Origin of the sequence: Lysinibacillus sp. SGAir0095 (assembly GCF_005491425.1) — a bacterium.
Classification (GTDB): domain Bacteria; phylum Bacillota; class Bacilli; order Bacillales_A; family Planococcaceae; genus Ureibacillus.
Window position 1 is genome coordinate 413,078 of sequence record NZ_CP028083.1, and the last position, 20,320, is coordinate 433,397.

General features: G+C 38.2%; 22 protein-coding genes. 18 read left to right on the top strand and 4 right to left on the bottom strand.

Annotated elements, in window-relative coordinates:
• The 3 genes from C1N55_RS02015 (at position 1) to C1N55_RS02025 (ending at position 2,001) form a co-directional block, all read left to right on the top strand.
• The gene (locus C1N55_RS02015) at positions 1-390 is read left to right on the top strand and encodes an SRPBCC family protein (protein WP_137727256.1); all 390 of its coding nucleotides are present in this window, start codon (positions 1-3) and stop codon (positions 388-390) included.
• Positions 391-661: 271 nt separating this feature from the next.
• Positions 662-1,456, top strand: a complete 795-nt coding sequence (locus C1N55_RS02020) for an SRPBCC domain-containing protein (protein WP_137730498.1) — start codon at positions 662-664, stop codon at positions 1,454-1,456.
• 89 nt (positions 1,457-1,545) lie between these two features.
• Positions 1,546-2,001, top strand: a complete 456-nt coding sequence (locus C1N55_RS02025) for an SRPBCC family protein (protein ID WP_137727257.1) — start codon at positions 1,546-1,548, stop codon at positions 1,999-2,001.
• A gap of 93 nt (positions 2,002-2,094) precedes the next feature.
• Here the strand turns inward: C1N55_RS02025 and C1N55_RS02030 are convergent, their stop codons facing one another.
• Positions 2,095-2,949, bottom strand: a complete 855-nt coding sequence (locus C1N55_RS02030; protein WP_137727258.1) for a dimethylarginine dimethylaminohydrolase family protein — start codon at positions 2,947-2,949, stop codon at positions 2,095-2,097.
• A 263-nt stretch (positions 2,950-3,212) separates the two neighbouring features.
• Between C1N55_RS02030 and C1N55_RS02035 the strand changes: the two genes are divergently transcribed.
• Positions 3,213-4,142, top strand: a complete 930-nt coding sequence (locus tag C1N55_RS02035) for a ketopantoate reductase family protein (RefSeq protein ID WP_137727259.1) — start codon at positions 3,213-3,215, stop codon at positions 4,140-4,142.
• Positions 4,143-4,255: 113 nt separating this feature from the next.
• Here the strand turns inward: C1N55_RS02035 and C1N55_RS02040 are convergent, their stop codons facing one another.
• Positions 4,256-4,747 carry a hypothetical protein gene (locus C1N55_RS02040; RefSeq protein WP_137727260.1) on the bottom strand — a complete coding sequence of 164 codons (492 nt, stop codon included), beginning with the start codon at positions 4,745-4,747 and terminating at the stop codon, positions 4,256-4,258.
• Positions 4,748-5,004: 257 nt separating this feature from the next.
• Between C1N55_RS02040 and C1N55_RS02045 the strand changes: the two genes are divergently transcribed.
• Positions 5,005-5,280, top strand: coding sequence for a hypothetical protein (locus tag C1N55_RS02045; protein WP_137727261.1), 276 nt, complete (start codon positions 5,005-5,007; stop codon positions 5,278-5,280).
• Positions 5,281-5,654: 374 nt separating this feature from the next.
• Positions 5,655-6,446 (top strand): endonuclease I family protein, encoded by a 792-nt coding sequence (locus tag C1N55_RS02050; protein ID WP_137730499.1) that lies wholly within the window; start codon positions 5,655-5,657, stop codon positions 6,444-6,446.
• A 96-nt stretch (positions 6,447-6,542) separates the two neighbouring features.
• Here the strand turns inward: C1N55_RS02050 and C1N55_RS02055 are convergent, their stop codons facing one another.
• Positions 6,543-7,508 (bottom strand): SMP-30/gluconolactonase/LRE family protein, encoded by a 966-nt coding sequence (locus tag C1N55_RS02055; protein ID WP_137727262.1) that lies wholly within the window; start codon positions 7,506-7,508, stop codon positions 6,543-6,545.
• A gap of 353 nt (positions 7,509-7,861) precedes the next feature.
• On the opposite strand from C1N55_RS02055, the gene C1N55_RS02060 reads away from it, so the two are divergent.
• The 8 genes from C1N55_RS02060 (at position 7,862) to C1N55_RS02095 (ending at position 14,326) form a co-directional block, all read left to right on the top strand.
• On the top strand, positions 7,862-8,260 hold the full coding sequence (locus C1N55_RS02060) for a nuclear transport factor 2 family protein (protein WP_137727263.1): 399 nt from the start codon (positions 7,862-7,864) through the stop codon (positions 8,258-8,260).
• A 75-nt stretch (positions 8,261-8,335) separates the two neighbouring features.
• The gene (locus tag C1N55_RS02065; RefSeq protein ID WP_240758352.1) at positions 8,336-8,962 is read left to right on the top strand and encodes a hypothetical protein; all 627 of its coding nucleotides are present in this window, start codon (positions 8,336-8,338) and stop codon (positions 8,960-8,962) included.
• 6 nt (positions 8,963-8,968) lie between these two features.
• Entirely contained in the window at positions 8,969-9,223 is a 255-nt protein-coding gene (locus C1N55_RS02070) for a zinc ribbon domain-containing protein (protein WP_137727265.1), read from the top strand.
• 101 nt (positions 9,224-9,324) lie between these two features.
• Positions 9,325-11,124 carry a PDDEXK-like family protein gene (locus tag C1N55_RS02075; protein WP_137727266.1) on the top strand — a complete coding sequence of 600 codons (1,800 nt, stop codon included), beginning with the start codon at positions 9,325-9,327 and terminating at the stop codon, positions 11,122-11,124.
• A 196-nt stretch (positions 11,125-11,320) separates the two neighbouring features.
• Entirely contained in the window at positions 11,321-11,761 is a 441-nt protein-coding gene (locus C1N55_RS02080) for an ORF6N domain-containing protein (RefSeq protein ID WP_137727267.1), read from the top strand.
• On the top strand, positions 11,742-12,536 hold the full coding sequence (locus C1N55_RS02085) for a conserved phage C-terminal domain-containing protein (RefSeq protein ID WP_137727268.1): 795 nt from the start codon (positions 11,742-11,744) through the stop codon (positions 12,534-12,536). The genes C1N55_RS02080 and C1N55_RS02085 overlap by 20 nt, the downstream gene beginning before the upstream one ends.
• Before the next feature lie 20 nt (positions 12,537-12,556).
• Positions 12,557-13,858 carry a replicative DNA helicase gene (locus tag C1N55_RS02090; protein ID WP_137727269.1) on the top strand — a complete coding sequence of 434 codons (1,302 nt, stop codon included), beginning with the start codon at positions 12,557-12,559 and terminating at the stop codon, positions 13,856-13,858.
• 117 nt (positions 13,859-13,975) lie between these two features.
• Positions 13,976-14,326, top strand: coding sequence for a hypothetical protein (locus C1N55_RS02095; protein WP_137727270.1), 351 nt, complete (start codon positions 13,976-13,978; stop codon positions 14,324-14,326).
• A 149-nt stretch (positions 14,327-14,475) separates the two neighbouring features.
• Here C1N55_RS02095 and C1N55_RS02100 read toward each other — a convergent pair whose 3' ends face one another.
• Positions 14,476-14,901 carry a very short patch repair endonuclease gene (locus C1N55_RS02100; RefSeq protein WP_137727271.1) on the bottom strand — a complete coding sequence of 142 codons (426 nt, stop codon included), beginning with the start codon at positions 14,899-14,901 and terminating at the stop codon, positions 14,476-14,478.
• Between the two features lie 334 nt (positions 14,902-15,235).
• Between C1N55_RS02100 and C1N55_RS02105 the strand changes: the two genes are divergently transcribed.
• The 4 genes from C1N55_RS02105 to C1N55_RS02125 all read left to right on the top strand — a co-directional run bounded on the left by C1N55_RS02105 (position 15,236) and on the right by C1N55_RS02125 (position 20,222).
• Complete coding sequence (locus tag C1N55_RS02105; protein WP_137727272.1) at positions 15,236-17,167, top strand: hypothetical protein; 1,932 nt, start codon at positions 15,236-15,238, stop codon at positions 17,165-17,167.
• Entirely contained in the window at positions 17,157-18,005 is an 849-nt protein-coding gene (locus C1N55_RS02110; protein WP_137727273.1) for a hypothetical protein, read from the top strand. The genes C1N55_RS02105 and C1N55_RS02110 overlap by 11 nt, the downstream gene beginning before the upstream one ends.
• A gap of 4 nt (positions 18,006-18,009) precedes the next feature.
• Positions 18,010-18,768, top strand: a complete 759-nt coding sequence (locus tag C1N55_RS20710) for a DUF6339 family protein (protein WP_240758353.1) — start codon at positions 18,010-18,012, stop codon at positions 18,766-18,768.
• Between the two features lie 98 nt (positions 18,769-18,866).
• On the top strand, positions 18,867-20,222 hold the full coding sequence (locus C1N55_RS02125) for a Sau3AI family type II restriction endonuclease (protein WP_137727274.1): 1,356 nt from the start codon (positions 18,867-18,869) through the stop codon (positions 20,220-20,222).
• Positions 20,223-20,320: the final 98 nt, after the last annotated feature.

Genomic DNA, 20,320 nt, shown 5'->3' on the forward strand with positions numbered 1-20,320 from the left:
GTGGCAGAAGTATCATTAGATTTCAAGTTTACAAGCTCAATCAATAAGGTATGGGATGCATTAACAAATTCAGAAACGCTAGCAGAATGGGTCATGATCAATGATTTTAAACCAGTCGTCGGTCATAAATGCCAATTCAAAAACCCACAGTGGAATTTAGTTGTCGATTGTGAAGTACTCGTAGTGGACGAGCCTAATAAGCTTTCTTACACATGGGTAGGAGGCCCGATAGATACAATCGTCACATGGACATTAAAGGAAGAGGATGGCACAACTTATCTTCACCTTGAACAAACAGGATTCGAAAAAGAAGACCAAGCGTACAATGGTGCAAAATATGGTTGGGCGAATATGGTGGAGGAACTTAAGAAAGTGATTGGGGAAGAGTAAACTCAACCTCAGAATCATTTTTAGTATTAAGTTAAACGATTAGAGAAAGGCAAACGGTTTAGTATAGGACTAAGCCGTTTGTTTTTTTGTGTACGGGAATCCCAAATAGTTAAACCTTTATTTCTGATAAATTTGTATCACCCTATTGCAGGTTGCAAAAAGTAAGAAAAAGTTTGACTACAGAATGTTTACATGTTACTATTTTGTCACATATTAAATGTTACCTTTTAGTCACATGAAATCTAAAACCAAAAATGAAAGGATCGTAGTGATGGAAGACGAACTTTCTATATTATTTAAAGCCCTAGGTCACCCAATTAGAAGAAGTATTCTTGATATTCTGAAGCAATCTGCTAAAACGACTGGTGATTTAAATGAGTATTTCCCCGAAGTCACAAGGTATGCAATCATGAAGCACTTGACGATATTAGAGGAAGCAAATCTAGTCGTGGTTCGACGTGAAGGAAAGTATAGACGGAATTTCCTAAATGCTGTTCCACTTCAAGAATTGAATAATCGATGGGTAGGAAAATATTCACAAACAACAGCCAATTCACTGCTTAACTTACGTTCAGTGGTTGAACAAAAAGGAGGAGATTTGAAAATGACAGCACACGAGCAAAGTCAGGTATTCCGTATTGAGCAAGAGGTATTTATAAATGCCCCGAGAGAGCAGGTTTACAAAGCGTTAACTGAACAGATTGGAGATTGGTGGGAATTTCGTTTAGCTCCAAAAGGGGTACTCTCTCACTTTACATTTAATGCAGTTCCAGGAGGACAATTAATTGAAAAATGGGGTGAAAAGGAGGGAGCTGTTTGGGGGAATGTATACTTTGTAAATGCTCCACAAGAAATCCGTCTTCAGGGTCATCTAGGAATGCAAGGCGCTGTAAATAGTGCTTATACCTATCGACTTTTAGAGGAGGATGGAGGGACAATGCTTCAACTCTCCCATACGGCTTCAGGTTTACTAGAAGAGAACTGGGAACAAGATCATACAAAAGGATGGAAGCATCTTCTTGGGACCTTGCTGAAAAATTATGTTGAACAAAATAATGATAACTAGGTGCAGCTATTTAAAGTCGAAATCCAAAAGTTTAGAGTAGGATCCATTATTAAGAAGATCGAAGATGAAACAATGTGAGGTGAGCAAACTTGGTAGATGTCTATACAGAGATAATCATTAAGCAACCTATTGAAAAAGTGTCTGAATATGCAGCGAACCCAGATAATGCGCCTTCTTGGTATGTAAATATTCATTCAGCCCAATGGCAAACACCAAAACCGCTGAAAATAGGTAGCCAGATTGCCTTTAAAGCAAAATTTCTTGGAAGAGAACTTGCTTATGTCTATGAAATTAAGGAATTGATTCCAGGGGAGAAAATGGTGATGAAAACGGCAAACGGGCCATTTCCGATGGAGACCATTTATACATGGGAAGCACCTGACCATGAAAGCACGAGAATGACTTTAAGGAACAAAGGAATTCCGAGTGGCTTTTCAAAAGTTTTTGTACCCTTTATGTCCCTAATGATGAAAAGAGCAAACAACAAGGACTTACAGAAACTGAAAGATATTCTAGAAAGGTATCGATCAGAGAGTAAAGCTTAAATAAGCTTCTTTCAAAGGCGACAGTTTAACAAAAAATTATACCCATAAAACAATTGCTCATCTAAGAGACAGTTGCTTGTATGGGTATTTTAGTTAGCCTTCTCTCAAAATCGGGAGCGTACAGCAACGGAAGGAGCCGCCGGATTTGATAATTTCGGTGATATCCACTTCAATGACCTCAAAGCCTCGTTTGCGGAGTTGGTCGTTAACATTCTTATTTACGGGCAAGCTAATGACACGTTTGTTGCCTATACTTAAGACATTGGTACCCAACTGAAATTGTTCTTCTTCCGAAACTTCGATTAAATCATAGCGCGAAGAGAAAAGCTCGATGTCCTTTTGTGTCAGGGCATGTGGGTAAATTAGAGCCACTTCCGGCGAGACCACATTAAACACACAATCCAGATGCAAATATTTGTCCTTGAAGGGAATTGTCACAATGTCAAAGTTGTTCAAAATACGCTTTAAATGTGTGGTCGCTTTTTTATCTGTTCGACTACTTAGCCCGACATAGATGGTGTCCCGATCGATTATCACATCGCCACCTTCAATATACTCCTTGACCAGATTAAAATAAGAAATCTCCTCATCTTCCAGCCACTGCTTTAAAACATTTTCTTCACCCGAGCGTGCATCCGTCGCCATATTCGCCACAAAAATCGTTTCGCCCAATGTAAACCCAATGTCCCGTGTGAAAACTTGTTCCGGATATTTCTTGTGATAGGGTAATAAAATCACATCGATATCATGTTTTTTAAGCGTATTAACAAATTCAGCATGCTGCTCGAGGGCACGTTCAATATGAATGCCTTCATCCTTAAAATGCTCCTGCGTATCATTAATTACATCGCGAATGGTCATATATTGAGGCTGACAAAGGACCACTCGTTTTAATGTGTCATACTCACTCTTACAAAAAACTTTACTTATGTTTGTCTGTTCTTCCATTCTTCTTCATCCCATCTTTTCCTACTTTGTATTAGTTTCTCCTAAAGATAGAGGATTCTATCCTTCAAATAGGGTACTTTTTCCGCCAGCATTCCTGCTAATACCCGCTCTTTTAAGAAGATAATCGCCATATCCAGTTCAACGCCGATTTGTCTGAAAAATTAGTAAGTTATAAGCACGCTATGTCGCAAATATGGTATATTTATTGATAATATGAATTTGGTAGTTTCTTGAAATGCAATCACGGGGATGGAGGCAGTATAATGAAAATTTTAGTATTTGGTGCAGGAGCGTTAGGGGTTTATTTTGGGGGAAGGCTGCTCGAGGTTGGACAGGATGTTGCTTTTTTTGTAAGAGAAAAACGCGCGGAGCAACTGAAAAAGGAAGGACTGAAAATTGTCAGTCCAGAAGGCGATTTTGAAAGCAGGGATGTCTCGATTTATACATCACGCCAACAAGTCCAAAGTGCAGATTTGATCATTCTTTCTGTCAAAGGCTATCATCTAGACACAGTCATTCCACAGATTGTAGCATTAGTAGAGCAGACAGGGGCATGTGTTTTACCTTTACTGAATGGTATCGAGCATATTGAAAAACTGCAAGAGGCGGTAGGTAAAGAAAAAGTAATGGGTGGACTTGCCACAATCGTTGCCACATTAAATAAAGAAGGGCATGTGGAGCATACAAATCCAACCAGTACGTTAAAATACGGGGCTCTTCATAGTGAACAAGCCCATATTTGTGCACAATTAGAAGAAATACAGCATCAGCTGAAATCGAACGTTATAAGAGAAGACGATATCCTAAAACATCTATGGATGAAGTATGCCTTCATCACGGCACTTTCAGGCATCACTTCTGCTATGCAATTGCCATCAGGTTTTATCGGAAGTAACCCTGCGACTTTGTCCGTTGCCAAAAAGGTAGTTCATGAAATGAGTACGCTGGCTGAAAAAGAGGGCGTTCCTCTAACGGATGCTGAAGTGGACGGGATCATCAATATGCTGCTAGGCTTTAAAAAAGAGGCGACCTCCTCCATGCACCAAGACCTGAGAAAAGGTCTCCCGATTGAAATCGAACATTTGCAGGGAGGGGCACTAAGATTGGCTGCAAAATATGAGGTTGAGATTCCGGTGATTGAAACGCTTTATGGGGTGTTGAAGCCTTATGAGTTTGGGAGACCGGAACAGTGAAGATAATGGAGCTTAAAAATCTAATGCTGACTCCTTGCTTAAAAGGGGTCGGCTTAATTATGAATAAATTGAACCTTGCACGAAATGCATAGACCATTTCGTGCAAGGTTTTTCTAACACCAAACAATGACTTCAGAAGGTGTGGTTTGAGCAGGAATACTTCTGGTAGTGGGGCCATAGATCACGATGAGGTTATGGTTGGCCGGATTTTGTGTAAAGGGCTGCCAATTTCTTAACAAGATTGGTGTATTTGGATCTAGATTTAGTTTTAATTGGCCATCACGACTTACGAATTGGCTGTTAAAAAAGTCTATTTTCACATTTTCGTTAAAATGTTCTTTGACGACAATCAGCGCTGGATATTGGGGTGGGTAAATTAAGATAGCTGGTGCGTCGCCATCATAATAGCCTGTCACTAAATCGCCTGGGTTCACTACTTCAGCGTAAACAAAGTACGTTGTAGGGGAGATGACGAAATTTACGATGCCACCTTGCCGATCCTCCACCGTCATCAATTTATAACAACCTGCATCTTCTCCATTTTGACCCATTCTAAAATCCTGAATCTGTGTCACCGTACCACGAAAAGATTGAAAATTTACCATAGCCATCCCTTTCCTTTATGAAATTTCCGCCCTCCAAAAGGAACAAACTACCATAGAATTCGTTCCCTTAGGTAGAGCTATTTAAATTTACTCCGAATAATCATAGTAATTTATGTGAGATTGCCGGGATAGGTGAAAAAAACACGAAGTTATTTTTGCGTAATGAAATCAATCAATCGTGGTCGATTAAAAGTGTTTAACTTTTGAATTCACGAGAATAAATACTATAAAGGGGGAGAAAAAAAGGAGGGGGTTCTATGTACATCGCCAAATTGATAGAAAATAAAAGTGAGAGATTACTAGGGAAAGTGGATAAGCCATTTTTTGTTCCTGTTCAAATGATTGAACTAAAGCTGAATGTGAATAGCTTGGAGAGCGCTGTAGCATTAGCAAAAGGTAAATTAAGTTCAATCATTAACAATCCAGCCAATATGCGAATCGAACAGCTAAAGAATGAAACACTCGTATTTTCTTTTAGAAATAGCCATGATGGCTTAAAGGTGACTTATCAAGTCGAAGAATACAATGAATAAAGAAACGAACCAAAGACCTATGTTGGATAAGCTTTTATCAACTAGGTCTTTTTGAGTTGAAAAACCGCTTCTTAGTAGAAGAAGTATTTTCCGAATTTTATAGATTGACATGAAGATTTTATAATTTCCCACCCTTGTACTCCCTATTTTCTACTAGAATCAAAACACGCCAAAAGTTACTATAAAATAATTTTTAGAATTGTTAAACTATTAACAACATCATGAATTGGCTTCAATTTAATCCTACAGGAGGGAAGAAAATGGAGCGTAAAGTGAGTTTGATTCCATATCAAGTAGTAGAAGAAATCAGTCGGATGAATGAAATTCCAAGAGGCGCAGAATTGACGCAGAATCAGAAAATCGGGATTCAAGAAATGCTGGCAAAAGAACTGGCTACTGCAAAGGAAGTCTACTTAGAGTACAGCAAAAACCGCATCTATTATGAGGAAGAGCGAGACGAAGAAATCAAACAAACGTATTATAAAAATACGTCACTTGATAGAAAGAGTATGCATGATTTGCTAGAAAAAACCCATCAAAATAAGTTAAGTTACGCTCCGCACCGCTATGTCTATCCATGGGTAGATCTGAATGAAAATGGCAAACTTAAAAGCATCTATTCCGGTGAGGAAATGGATCCGATCGCTGTCATAGAAGAGGATATAAGGCTTCTTAAAGATAGAAGTATGAATACTTTAACTGATAAGGTGACGTTAAATTGCGAGCATGTCGTCCCTCAGTCTTGGTTTGAAAGGCATCAGCCAATGAGGGGGGATTTGCATCATCTATTTGCTTGTCATCCAGGATGCAACAGCCGTCGTGGAAACTTCCCTTATCATGATTTCGATGACTATGTTCCGGAACCCCGTATTTTAGGTATTGTAGAGGGCTGCGGCAAAGCGGAGGAAGGAAAGTTCGAGCCTGAATATGGAAAGGGAATTGTTGCAAGAGCCACCTTCTATTTTATGGCTCGTTACCCAGGCGTGATTGACAATCATTTGGTGAATCAGGAGCTTTTACTGGAGTGGCATCAGAAGTTTCCAGTGTCCTTATATGAAAAACACCGAAATCTGGCCATCTATGACTTACAAGGAAACCGCAATCCGTTTATTGATGATCCGGAGCTTTGTGAAAAGTGGATATATGAGAAAGATGGTTTTGAGTAATAAATGAGGCTTAAAAAGTAACCTTATATAAATACTATAAATACTAACTGGAGCAACGAATAGTAATCGGTGCTCCAGTTTTAAATTCAAAAGATACTATTTCAATCCATAAGGTTTTAAGCCTTCTTTTTTCACTTTAATGCGCCACACTTCATTTTTGGATGATTCTGTTATATAGAGGTATCCATCATGGAAAGCGAGATTTGTTACGAATGTACCCGCATCTTCAGGAAGGCGTATCGTACCGTACTTAAAGCCACTCGAGTCGACCACCACAACTTCGCCAGCTTGGAAATGGGCGACATACAGATTTCCTTCCGTATCGACAGTTAAGCCATCAGGACCGATGCCACCTTCAAAACGCGCAAAAACAAACGGTGATTCAGGCGACTCGACTGCACTCAAAGAAGGCACAGAGAGGATCTGGTTTTTATCGAATTCTGAAATATACACGCGTTGGCCATCCGCTGAAAGTGCGATGCCATTTGGATACGCGATATGTTCTGAAAATAATACAGCTTCATTGCTGTTAGGAGGTAAGTAGAATACTCGTCCAGTAGGGTGTGTAGCACTAGATCCCATTGGTTCGGTAAAGTAAATACCACCCTTTTCATCGAAGACAAGGTCATTTAACCCATTGAAAGGTTTTCCATCATAGGAATTCACAATCGTTTGACGTTTCCCAGTTTTCGGATTATACGCATAAAGTTCTCCGGTCCCATCCGTTATAAAGAGGCGGCCATCCTTATGAAACTTAGCTCCAATCGGCATTGGCGTTTTGTTAACGGTTACAACTTTGCCGTTCTTAATCGTAAAGATTTCTCCAGTTGGCGGGCTGACCATCCAGATGTTGTCCTGGCGATCAAAATTGATTCCTTCCATGAAACCACTACCCGTTGCTACCTTTTCCCACTGGCTATTTTTCTTAACAATTTCAGATATCGTATGTCGTTCTCCCTTAGGCACAGGCTTTGACTCATACAACGCCTTTGCACCAACAAATGAAGCTGTTACAAGTGTAAAAATAAGAAGTAGGGTACCTAAAAATGCACCTTTTTTCATGACAAGAATACCTCCTCCATAATGAAAATGTTATGCTATCGAAAATATTCTCTGTAGATTCCTGATGATTTTTTCAAATATAAGCGCTTATATTCCTTGTATTCTATCATTAGATAAATCTTCTAAACTACTGCGAAACATACTGAGTTACCTGAAGACTAAGTAAAATTTTTATCTATTTTAATAATCGGTGTTTTGTTATAGTAGAAAGTTGGATTAAAATTATATTTTAGATAATAAATAAAGCTGATTAAATGGGCCCGAGCCTAAACGATACCTCTGGCAATTGACATAAAGTGGTAGGTGACTTAAAATTCATTTAATTTTAAAAAGAGATGGAGAGGCTGATTAAAATGAAAACTGAACAGCAATCTAAAGAGACAGACTCACACAAAGAAATAGCCGTGTCGTTTTTACAACTTGTCGCATCGGGGGAAGTGCGCGAAGCCTATCAGAAATACATTGGCCCTCGCTTTAGCCATCACAATCCCTTTTTCTCTGGCGATGCCAATTCGCTGATGCTCGCGATGGAAGAGAATGCAGCCAAAAATCCTCATAAGTCCCTTGAGGTGAAGCAAGCGATCGAAGAGAAGGACCGTGTTGTCGTTTTCTCCCATGTGAAGCAGAATCCGAGTGACCTTGGTGGGGCAGTTGTTCATATCTTCCGTTTCCAGGATAGTCAAATTGTTGAACTTTGGGATGTAGGTCAGGCGATACCAGAAAATTCGCCAAATAGAAATGGCATGTTTTAGAAAAACTCAACAAAACTCCTGTATAAATGGACTATTACACAAAATAGAATTAAATTGAATAAAAGAGGGATTATCATGTCAATCGTAAGTAGGCTAGCTTCTCAACTAAATCGAAATGATGAAGTGGCAAATATTGAACTGGCTCATGAATTAGCGAATGCAGAAAATCATGCAGGCATCGAAGAAATCATCGAAAACCTATCGAACAAGGATAAAAAGATTCAAAACGATTGTATTAAAGTTGCCTATGAAATTGGCCAAGTTCAACCAGAGCTTATCAGCAAATATGGACTCACTTTCATGGAGTTACTCAATAGCCGTAATAATCGCCTGGTATGGGGGGCGATGACGGCTCTAGCAACAATAGCTGAGCTGGCATCAGAAACCTTGATGGCGCACCTAGACACATTAAAAAATGCATTCGAGACGGGATCGGTTATTACAATCGATAAAGGGGTCCTAACTCTTGCGAAGCTAGCGACAGTCAGTAAGGAAAACAATGAGGCGATTTTCCCATTCCTGCTGCAGCACCTGGAAAATTGCAGACCTAAAGAAATCCCACAGCACGCTGAAAGCACACTCATGGCAGTAACCGATGAATATAAAGCAGAATTTTTGGCTGTGCTACAAAAAAGAGAAGAAGAACTATCAGCGCCGCAACTAAAAAGAGTGAAAAAAATAGTCAAAGCATTAGAGGTGTAAGTAAGAATGAAAGAATATAAAAAATGCCAAAGCTGCGCCATGCCATTAAAGAAAACGGAAGCTCGTGGGACGGAAAAGAATTTAAGTAAAAGTGCCATGTACTGCAAGCATTGTTATCAGGAAGGCGAATTCACGCAAAAGGACATGTCTGTAGAGGAAATGAAGCAATTTGTAAAAGCAACATGCATCGAAATGGGGCTTCCCAAGTTTTTAGCGGGCATGTATGTCAAAAACCTTCACAAATTGGAGAGATGGAAGTAGGTTGAGAAGGTGCAAAAAAGATGATATGAAACACGTTACAAGTTTTTTGAAAAAATCAACCTATCCTATATGCAAAAATAGATGATACGGAGTGTAAACACATGGAAATTCGAGATTTGTTCGAATTGGAAAACGATACAACTTTCCAACAGCTCAATAAACAAGTGAATTCATTTAATACGTTGAAAATATTAAAACTAGAAAACCATGAAATCCGTCATTCGAATGTATTGGCGTGGTTACTAAATCCAAAAGAAAACCATGGTCTACGGGATTATTTTTTACGGAAAATGGTGGAACACCTTATCTTAACAGATGAAAATAGCAACAATTCACAGAATAAAACCGTAGGAGAAATTCTCAATCATTCATTAATGGATAGCCATGTCTATCGGGAAGTAAAAACGTCCAACAATCGGTTTATCGATTTACTTATTGTCAATCAACAATTGAAAACGGTCTTTCTCATTGAAAACAAATTCTATTCGACCGAATCCAAAGATCAGTTGGATGATTACCTGAGTTATATCGATGAATCATTTAAGGAGTTCACCGTCATCCCAGTATACTTAACATTGGATGGAGAAGAACCCTCCAATCAGCACTATTTTATTCTCTCATATGAACGAATTGAATCGATTTTAAATACAGTCCTCATGTTATATAACGAACAATTAAGTGATAACGTTTATAAATTCATTGAAGACTATAATAATATATTGAAAGAAAAGTATTATCCAAACCAAAGTCAAATCGTCCAAGCAATTGATATCTATCGTAATCATAAACAAGTTATTGAGTCATTATTTGAAAAAACAGCATCACTGCACAAGCAGCTGCATTTTGAATCAGGCTACCAATTTGAATTCATGATGAAATATCGAAATACCATTCAGTATATACATAAACATGGTCAAAACATTTTGTCTTATAGTTTCGAGAATTTTATTAACCAGCAGTTTGGCGGAGAAGTCTTATATAAAGCCCACCCGACACTGCCATATTTACTGCCTCCTGAATGGGAAGCGATAAGCCGAGTTCATGTAAAGGATTCAAATTATTGGTTGGGGAAGGGCCTCGTTGTTTGGTTTGAACAAACAAATGATAGCAGATTACGTATCATTGCTGAGATAGGGCCGATAGAATATAGCTCAAGATTATGCCTACTTGAACAATTAGAAAAAGTAGGTTTAACGTTCAAAGAGAGTTCAAAATTAGAAAAAGCACGATACACACGTTTTTACACACAGAAAATGGACGTAAATAAATGGGACGATATGAACGAACTGACACAAGTGATGGTGGATTTATATACGAGCCCTGAGTTTTCATTGTTGCGTCAACAAATGGCTGCGATATTAAATAACGAACAACCGATGAATGAAGCATCTGTTCCTACAGTTGAAAGCACGCCTTTAAATGATGTAAGCGTGAAAGTGCAAAATGCATTTAAAAAATGGATGGAAAGTCAAAACATGCAACCATCTCAATATCGCATCTCCTCACGCCATCTATCATTTAAAATTCTACTCTTTGATGAATTTAAAGAAAAATTAGGTGAAACGAGAGAAAAATGGTGGTGGGACAATGGGCCGTTTCTGTTTTGGTTTTACATAAATCCCGATTCGCTTTACTTTGTGTTAGAGGTAGGTCCGATTGAGGCAGACAAACGAGTCATGTTGATGGAAAGCATTCAAGAAAAGGGAATCAAGTTCTCTAAAAAAGGTCTTACATTAGACGCCAAATTTAATCGCATTCATACTGAAACAATCGAAATTAATGGAATGGACGAAACAGAAATCATTCCTATTTTCGAAGCCTTATATAACAGAAATGAATTACAAGAAACTCTACAAAAACTACTAATCATCTACAATGAGACTGTTAGTAAATTAGATTAAATGAAATACCCATGTGAAAGAAGAAATTATCAGTATTGATGATTTCTTTTTTTACTTTCCCATCATGAAACCAGCAAAAATCCTTTTCCCAATCCCCCAAAAAAATTTTTTCACACAAGATGTCTCTTTTTTCCCCTAAAAACACTATTTAATAAGTGAAGACAAGTTCACCACATAGTAAAAGGAGAGATGACACTTGAATATTATTGAATTCAATGGAGAATCGGTCGTTGAGACGCGGGAATTAGCGAAGCTGTATTGTAAAACGCCAAATGCCATTACTAGAACCTACTTTCATCATCAAGACAGATTTAAAGAAGGGGAGCATTTCTATTTAATAGATGACCGGTACGAAGACTTTGAAGAATTTAAAATGGAATGTCTGGATGGTGAATGTTTGAACCACGAAAGAATCTATTTGTGGACAGATCAAGGGTTGTATGAGCATGCATTGTTAATGAATGGAAAACTTGCATGGCATTCGTATTGTCAGTTCATCTACTTTGTTTTCAACAAGTCAGAAGAAGTGAAGCAGGCGATTCAGGTACTCAAGAAAGCAGAAGATATCATTACAAAAGAGAAATTTTTATATGTCCTTGTAAAGGAGTTGTTCCAACATGAAACTCCTTATAAATGAACCGGCCCTACAGACATTGCCAACCCTAGCAACAAAACTTGGATTAAATGAAGCCATTGTCTTGCAGCAGTTACACTTTCGGTTATCAAATTCTCCGTTGCGTTACGGAGGCTATACTTGGTTTCTCCATACTTATTCGAAATGGCAGAAACAGTTTCCTTTTTGGTCGGAGAGAACCATTAGCAGGATCTTTTTAGCGCTTGAAAACCAAGGCATCATTGTGTCTACACAACATTACAACGAGATGAAAATCAATAAAACGAAGTGGTATCGTATTGATTACGATGTGCTTTATGCTGTTCTTGGATGTCAAACTGACCTATTAGATGAATCGGACTGTCAGCTACCAAGTGTTTCAATCTTGTCAAAGGTAGAACAAGATTTGGACGCATCAGATTTAAAAGACTTAAAAAAAGAAGAAAAAAAGAATAATGTGCCGATTATTTCTGAAATTGTTAGTTATTTAAACCAAAAAGCAAAGACAGCATTTCGAGTGAATAACAAAGCAACCAAACGACTAATCAATGGTCGACTAAGTGAAGGGTATACATTACAGGACTTTAAAACAGTCATTGATCGAAAGGTACTTCAATGGCTAGCTAATCCAGAGATGAAGCCATATTTGAGACCAAGTACGCTTTTTAGCCCTACAAACTTTGAAAATTACCTCAATGATTCGACCAATACACAAGTACCTAAAAAGAATACTACTATACAACCAATTGTTTTAGACTTTGATGCTGGAGAAGAAGAAGAGGACAAACAGTTATCCTAAGTGAAAGGGGAGTTCACTCAATGTCTACTGAGCTAAGCATTGATTTACTAGAAAAAAGTTTGCTAGGAACTATGCTAAAAGAAAATTATTTAATTATCGATGAAGGCATCCAGCCAAGTTTGTTTCAATCCCAAATCCATCGCTCCATCTACCTGGCCATGCAACATTTAGCCAGAAACAATCAACCAGTCGATTACATTACAATCCTGACGATGGTGGAGCCAAGGGAAGTGGGAGGAGCGAATTATTTAGCGAGTTTACAAACTTTTGCCGATTCGGAAAAATTCGAAGCCTATTTAGGGATCGTCAAAACGGAATGGCGAGAAAAGCAAAAACAAACCATTCTTCACCAAGCGACTAGTCGTAATTGGCCCATCGAAAAAATACAAAAAGAGCTCGATGACTTACAAACTGACACCCTTTCGGTAGATACAGATGTAAAGAACGACATCGTGAAAATGGCGGAGCGACCCTACCTCCCCATAGAAGAAGTCCGGGTAGTACCGACCGACTTAAAAGAACTGGAAAAACTGATTGTAGGCTTTCGACAAGGGGAACTCACCATCATAGCGGGGAGACCCTCAATGGGCAAAACAGATGTTATGAACTATTTTGCGCTCACGTCAGGACTCGCAGGTTGCCTGCCCATCATCTTCTCACTGGAGATGAATAAAGCAATGCTCCTCGATCGGCTCATTGCAGCTTGTGGCAGAATCAGCCGCCTAAAAATGCGGGACCCGTACCAATATTTTTCTGAAAAGCAACGGGAACAATGGATTCCAGTACTAACGGAATTAAGTAATGTCAATCTACAAATTGATGATCGCGCAGGACTAACAGTTAGCCAAATGCGAGCCCAGGTAAGGAAGTTAGTGAAGACGAATCCGGATTTGAAACCCATTGTGTTCATCGATTACCTACAAATCATTTATTCCAATATGGCAAGGGGGAGCAACCAGACATCCATCATCGGACAAATCAGCTGGGAACTCAAACAAATGGCCAAGGAATTTGCCTGCCCGGTAGTTTGTTTATCTCAACTCAATCGAGGTGTAGAATCCCGCCAAAACAAGCGACCCCTGATGAGTGACCTCCGAGATTCAGGCAATATTGAGCAGGATGCAGATGTTATCATTCTCTTGTACCGGGATTCTTATTACGGGCAAACGGCAGATGAGGAGCATGCACCTGAAAACAAAGGGGCAGGGGCTACCAATCCAACAAGGGAGAAACTCGAACTCAATGTCGCCAAAAATCGCAATGGCCCCACAGGAATTGTCACGGTCAATTACTCCAAAATGACTGGCCAACTAAAAGAGTAAAGCTCGATGGATTCCAACCAACAAACGATTCAATCACTCTTCGAGGACGCCATTCATTACGACGAACCCTACACAGCCCACCTTATTTACTTCGCCACGAGGAAAGGGAAAGTCAAAATGCAGGAGCCCGTGTCCAAGTTATTTGAAATGGATTTGACTCGAGAAGAACAGAACGAAATTAGGGACATGCATGTAGCTGACATACTTCAAATGAGGAGAATTAAACTATATGCCATCCAGCGAGGCGAAAACACATACAACTTTTACTTCGCCAACAATGCTTGGGATGCAAGAGAACTACATCATCAAATTTATGGGGAGTGGAAAAAGCACATCATCTCTGCTTATAACCAGATGATCGATAGGGCATTGTATTTTCCGGATACAAAGGAAACGAAAACCTTTCGAGAGTTGAAGCGGGAGACGGTGGTGTTTCCTCGGTGGGTTTGTGAGATGGAGGGGAGCTAGTAGGGGAGTGTGAGGTATTGATAGCAGGTAGAGCGAAGAGTTAGGCCAATTCAACCTTTGATAGTAGCTCATTGTATTTATTTTAAACAGAAAGCGTAGTTATGTGAATTTAATTGCTATTATAGAGCCTTGTTATAGTGAACTATATATCAAGGCTCTTTTGATTTTTTTATATTATTAATAAATTGAGAGATATCATCTATTACCGCATAAAAATCCTTTCTAATCTCGTGTTCCCATATTCTTTTTATATTCCAGCCAAGACTTGAATAATATTCATTTACTTCAATATCACGTTGCTGGTTACGAAGTAGTTTCTTTTTCCAAAACTCTTGATTGCTTTTAGGTTGGTTGCCATGAAGAGGACAGACATGCCAAAAGCAAGAGTCGATAAATATAACGATTTTATATTTCTTTATCGAGATATCCGGTGTTCCAAACATGGCTCTTACATTTTTCCTAAATCTGTAGCCCCTTCTCCAAAGCTCCTGTGTAACCAAATTTTCCAATTTTGACTGTGCTCGAATTGATCCCATTACTTTACTTCTTTGTTCTTTAGTCAGATTATCAGCCATCTGTTCCCCCTCCTTTACCGTTACTTTACCCTGAATTGAAGATACTAAAATCTACTCTTGGATTAGTTATAGGTAAAGGAAGAGTAATGCTAAACGCCAAAATCAGTTCCTATCAACCAAAGAAATTATTTCTGCCATGTTGCCTCTTATTTTAAGCTAGAAGGCAATTAATGAAGACAAATTTAAAGGGCTTACTAAAAGGAAAGGTAATTCTATACTATACCGAAAATCCCCATTCCCACCGTCAATCGACTAATTACTCCAATCCTGAAATTTGTTATAATATTACATTAGACATAGTAGGATAGTACATAAGACAGAGAAGGAGATTGACATGCAACAGCCATTTTGGAACTTTCCAGCGGCCGCTGGGGGAACGATAAATTCGATAAATAATGCAGGGATTGAGACGTTTCGTGGGAATGAACTGGATTCTTTGACACGGGAAATCTGCCAAAACTCATTGGATGCGGTAAAAGATGAATCGCAACCAGTTATAGTGGAGTTTAAAAAGTTTAACTTAAAGAATCATCGCTTTCCGGAACGTAACGAACTCATTCAGGCATTTGATAAATGTGAGACAACTTGGAAAGGCAAAAATGCAAAAATTGAGCAGTTTGTAGACCAAGCAAAATACATATTAGGGCAAGCTGAAATTCCATTTTTACGTATCAGTGATTTTAATACAAAAGGATTGGAGGGTGCCCAAACAGGGGAGCTGGGTACACCTTGGAGTTCTTTAGTAAGGGAAGCTGGTTCATCCAACAAAGGGGACAGTTCAGGAGGAAGCTTTGGTATAGGGAAATCGGCGCCATTTGCCAATTCGAAGCTCCGAACGTTATTTTATTCCTCTTACGATTTAGCGGGCTACCAATCACATATTGGTGTAGCAAACATTATGTCCTTTGAAAAGGAAGCAAACTTTAATACATTAGGTACAGGGTATTATACAAATCATGACAACTCGACTGCTATACCGAGTCTATTAAACTTGGATTCTACTTTCGAACGGAAGGAAACAGGAACAGATATCGAAGTGGTCGCTTTTGAGCCAAAGGATAATTGGGTGGAAGCAATGCGAAACTCAGTTATTTATAACTTCTTTATTACCATTTGGCAGAAGAAGCTTGTAGTGAAAGTTGAAGATGAAGTGATTTCTCATGAAAACATCGGGCCACTTATTGCTAGTCTTGATGATACCAATGAAGATTACCGTCATGTGAAAGCATATTTCAATCTTCTTACTTCTCAGGATGCCATTCAAATTCCTTATCCAGCAAAAGAGTATAAAAAGCTTGGTAAATTCGAAGAGGGAGAGGCCTCTCTTTACATCATGAAGGGGGAGGATCTTAATCGTCGCGTCCTCATGACACGTAAGGCAGGGATGCGTCTTTTTGAGCAAAACCGTATAAGCGGAAGCATCTCTTTTACTGGTGTTTTAATAATTACAGGCAAACATATGAATCAAGTGTTTAAACAAATGGAGAACCCCGCACATACGGGGTGGGAGCCCAATCGAATAGAAGAAGCACCGAAAGAAGCGGCCAAGGCATTTAGTGATCTACGTAAATTCGTGCGTGAAACAGTACAGCAACAATTCCAGGCTGAAACAACTGATATGATGGATGCTTTTGGGTTAAGTGACTTCCTGCCAGATACTACAACAGAAGCTGGGGAAGGCGAAGAAAAGAAAGAATCCCTCACTATGAAAATAAAAACCATCGTTCAAAAGAAAAAAGAAAAGCCGAAAAAGAAACTGAAGAAAAAGCAGCCAAAAGAAAACTTTGAGGAAGAACTTCAAGATGCAGGGATTACACCTGAGGGCGATTTAGCGGGTCATACCAATGAGGATCGTAATGAAGGTCAAGGAGAAGGTGGCGGTTCAGGTAACCAACACGGTGAACAAGGGGCAACAGATGAAGGAACTGGTGGTGCAAAAGACGGAAAAGGTGAAAAAGAAAAGAATAAACCGGTCGATGCAGAAACTCGTTATATTTGTATGCAGAAGGATGAGGGCCTCTACCGAGTAAACTTTAAACCTGATAAGAAGTTTGAAAAAGGCAAACTAGAATTTAAAGTCGTCGGAGAACAAAGTGAATATATTCTACCGGTTATTTCTGTAGAGTCTATCGATATTGAAATTATTAGTATCGATAAAAATGCCGTACGCTTTATAAATCTCACGGGGAAGAAACCAAAGAACATTCAAGTAAAAGTGGATTATGAGCAATATTGTGTACTGGAGGTTGATTTATATGAAATTTAATAATTCCTTCCCGTACCCTGTACTTTCATCCGAAAATGATAATTATAAAAATTCAAAGTTTGAGACATCCATTGAGGCTCAAAAATCCTTTGGCCAACTCTATATCAATCTAAAATGTAATCTGCAGGATTCAGTGATTTCACGATTGATTGGTGAAGAAAAAGCGAAGTACGCGTTGCATATTGAATGTCCCCAAACAAGTTTCCGTCAAATTTTTCAGTCGGATGATCCATTTATTGTCGCAACTATACCGGACAATCGTTTGCGTGGAAAAGTGGATGTCCATCCGTTTATATTGGCGAATAAGAGAATCGAAGACTATGATAATCCAAGTCTAAATGATTTTTATAAAGGATTCCCGATTACCTTTGAAAAAGGAAACCTTTTAGCTCTTGGTGAAGCAGTGGAAATAACTTTATTTGAAGAAGATGAAGAATCCCAAAACCTTCCGTCGATTGTAACAATTCGTCGTTCTGAAAGTGCAAAAGACATGGTGGTTTCATTAAACTCACCTCAAATTATCATTGAGCTACCCAAACATGTGTATGACAACTATGCACAAAATGCCGGGTCAAGGTTGAAAGAAACCATTCTATCATTGGTGATTTTACCAAGTTTAATCGATGTCTTTTATTCACTAAAGGAAGACAGTGCGGATTACAGTGAATATAAGTGGTACCAAGTATTAGAACAAATCTTTAAAAAGAACAATGTGCCATTCAGTCATATTGTGGACGGAACATTACCCGTATTGAAAGCAGCTCAAATGGTGCTGCAGAACCCATTAGAAAAAGCGTTTGAAGAAATCCATAAATTAAACGAAGCGGAGGCAGAGTAAAACGATGAAAATTAAATTTTTATCTGAAGACACATTACAAGACCTTCGCGTTAACTTCGAAACCTACAAAACGAACTATTATAAAAAAGACGATGCATGGTTTGATGCGTATTTTAAAGAAGAAGGTCGTTTGATAGAGTCAAAGATTGAGTTTGAAAAGCCTGTATTTAATGACGATGAAAATTATATGGTGAGTGATTTTGAAAACGTCAAAGTTATCTATGAAGCTCTGAAGCATTTAACAGTATCCCAAGCAACGCAAGAACGGCTGTGGGCTGGGTTATCGCATGTTCAAATGCGTGACTTTAGCTATTATCGTTTAGAGAAAGACTTAGATAAGAAGAACGATAATCGAATTTTTTCTGCATTATTTTATAAATACAATGTAAAGCGATCCATCTTCATCCATATTATTGCTCGACTTTGGTGGGTAGGCTACATGACATACGATGAAAACAATAAACAAAATCCATACTGGTTAACAGAATTCTTCTGCTCAGCAGATTTCTCTGCTCGAGCTGTTGTTTTCTTCTCAAGTAATTTCACATCAAACCGTGCCATTACAAAAGGAATACTAAAAGCACTCATTACCCTACGAGATGAAGGTGTAGCGATTAAAAGAGACCACTTTGTTGAAGCGAACAAATATCTAAACATCTCAGGTGGTGCAATGGTTCTTGACCTACTTGAGGAAGATGATGTGAGAGAAATGATTGAGAAGAGGTTACGTAAGGTGTTTTCATTAGAAGGTGTATCTATTTAATTTTCAATTAGCTAATTCTTCATATAAGAAATTTCAATTAGGTATCAACAATTCTCGTGAAGATTAGAGTATTAGAGAATCTATAGGGAGATGAAATTATGTACTTTGAAAATGAAGAAGATTTGATAAAAAAGGCTCGGGAAGCTTGTGGTAAAACCTTCAAAGAAATTGATCAATATAATAGGCTGAGCAAAAAAGGAGCAACAGGTGCACTTGGTCAAATAATTGAAGAAAGCTTCTTCGGCTATGAGCTAAATAGTAAATCGGAAGCTGATTTTGCTAATCTGGGTATTGAATTAAAAGTTACCCCCTTTAAACAAAACAAAAATAAAACACTATCTGCGAAAGAACGCCTTGTACTAAATATCATTAATTACATGGAAGAAGTACATAACGACTTTTGGACATCGAGTTTTTGGAAGAAAAACGAAAAGCTTCTTTTGATGTTTTATGAATGGAAGTCAGATATAGATCGTGGAGATTTCCGAATAATAGAAACAGTCTTATTTACAATTCCAGAGGAAGATTTAGAGATAATAAAAAAGGACTGGGAATTAATAGTCAATAAAATAAGAGCTGGAGAAGCCCATACTCTTTCAGAAGGGGATACGCTGTATTTAGGAGCATGTACTAAAGGGGCAAATAAGAATTCGGTCCGTCCTCAACCATACAGTAGTGAGATGGCAATGCAAAGAGCTTACTCTTTAAAACAATCATATATGTCTGCTTTGGTTAGACAGATTATTTCGAATGAGAAGTTAGTTCAATTTGCAAATGCTGCTGAATTAAAGAATAAAACAATAGAACAATTGTTACATGAACGTTTTGATTCCTTTATTGGAATGACTATGGAAGAAATGGCAGGTCACCTAAATATAAAAATTAATCCTAAGAATAGAAGTGCTGTTCCAAATTTAATTAGTGCATTGTTGGGTGTTAAAGGAACAAAGCTGGATAAGATAGCTGAGTTTGCGAAGGCGAATATACAATTTAAGACAGTACGATTACAACAAAGTGGGAAACCTAAAGAGAGTATGTCGTTTGTAAACATTGACTTTAATGAAGTATTACAAGAAACGTGGGAAGAATCTTTTATCCGAAATTATTTTTTAGAAACCCAAATTCTATTTGTAGTTTTTCAATACGATGATCAAGATGCCCTTCGTTTTAAAGGAATAAAACTTTGGCACATGCCTCTAAATATAATTGATAAGGAAGTTTTTAATTATTGGAATGAAATTAGACTTGTCCTGGAAAATGGAGTAATTCTAACTAAAACTAATAAAGGGATTCAAAATAACTTTCCAAAATCAAACTTTAACGGGATTTTACATGTTCGACCTAAAGGGGCAGATGGAAATGATAAAGTACAGCTTCCTGATGGTCAGTGGATAACAAAACAGTGTTATTGGTTGAATGCTAGTTATATTGGGAAAATAATAGAAGAGCTATAAGCAAAACTTGGATAGTTACTTATTACCAATGACATTTATCGATATTATGATAATCTAAGAAATAGAGCTAAAATAGGCACCCTCAAATGTCTGAAATA